Genomic DNA, 820 nt, shown 5'->3' with positions numbered 1-820 from the left:
TTATGGCATGAAGGTAACACCCCTTCCCATACCGAACAGGTAGGTTAAGCTTCAATGCGCCAATGGTACTGCAGGGGTAGCCTTGTGGGAGAGTAGGTTGTCGCCAGGTAATAAACAAAAACCACTAAGGTTAACTTAGTGGTTTTTGTTTGCTTAGAGATATAATGGGTATTTAACTAAGCTAAAACTTATGCGTCATTTTTAAATCCTTACTTTTAGTATAATGATTTGAGAAAGAGTGATTATAGACTAATAAGAAGATTCAGTATATTAAAAACTTGAAAAGGTTAATTATAGTACAAAGAGCTATATACCTATCCTAGTGTATCATTATGAGATATTCTTAGTATTAATGCCAAATATTCGAGAAAAATGAGGATAACTTGAATATATGAGATGTGACTCAAATATTCAGTAATTTTATTATGTTAAAATATTTATTGTCGTCACAATTAAGTGATAATGTTTGAGTTTAGAAGGATTAACATTAATATGTTTATGATATTAAAAATATCATTGACAAATCTACAACTAAACAGTAGAATAGTAGAAGTCGTAACTTGATGGCAAAACAAATTGGTCTTTGAAAATTAAACAGAGAAATAGGTAAAGATAGCGAAATAATATTTCGTTAAACCAGTTAATTACTTTAGCAAAAAGTAATTCTTAGTTGCAAGACTAAGAGAATTGTAATGAGCTTGCTAACCAGCTTAACAGTTGGCGCAGATTATAACATTTCAAATTAAAAAGTGTAAACTTTTAAATTGAGAGTTTGATCCTGGCTCAGGACGAACGCTGGCGGCGTGCCTAACACATGCAA

Annotated in this window: 2 rRNA genes; both read left to right on the top strand. The window is 31.6% G+C overall.

Annotated elements, in window-relative coordinates:
* Positions 1-109: ribosomal RNA gene (rrf, locus tag LGK97_RS19620) — 5S ribosomal RNA — on the top strand; the annotation flags it as partial.
* A gap of 651 nt (positions 110-760) precedes the next feature.
* Positions 761-820, top strand: a 16S ribosomal RNA gene (locus LGK97_RS19615); the annotation flags it as partial.

The sequence above is a fragment of the Clostridium sp. CS001 genome (assembly GCF_020443565.1).
Lineage (GTDB): Bacteria > Bacillota > Clostridia > Clostridiales > Clostridiaceae > Clostridium_AD.
The sequence above is the reverse complement of the archived record's forward strand: the minus strand, read 5'-3'. Positions and strand labels throughout refer to the sequence as shown.